Source organism: Cobetia sp. SIMBA_158 (assembly GCF_046566945.1).
GTDB classification, from domain to species: domain Bacteria; phylum Pseudomonadota; class Gammaproteobacteria; order Pseudomonadales; family Halomonadaceae; genus Cobetia; species Cobetia amphilecti.
Genome location: NZ_JAWJYL010000368.1, coordinates 1 through 272, shown reverse-complemented (window position 1 = coordinate 272; position 272 = coordinate 1). Strand labels below are relative to the sequence as shown.

The window sequence follows — 272 nt, the reverse complement described above, 5'->3', positions numbered from 1 at the left end:
GAGCGATTTGAACTAGATGCAAAACTTGATACGCCTGCAAAGGCAATTGAAGGGGCGACGTTTGAGGTTACTCAAAGCGTAGACTCTCGCTTGGTCGATCTTACGTTTAACGGCAGTATTGCTCGCCAAGGTAAAGATATAAAAGGCGAGTTAGCGCTAAGTGGCGACTCTGTTAAAGAGCTAGCGACTTGGCAAGGGGTAGACTTAAACGCTAAAGAAAATGCATTTAATGCGTTTAGTGTAAACGGTAAAATGCATCTCATGGATGATAC

At 43.8% G+C, this 272-nt stretch carries 1 protein-coding gene; it reads left to right on the top strand.

Annotated elements, in window-relative coordinates:
- A partial coding sequence (locus R2R70_RS20325) for a hypothetical protein (RefSeq protein ID WP_410978948.1) occupies window positions 1–272 on the top strand: 272 nt, incomplete at both ends.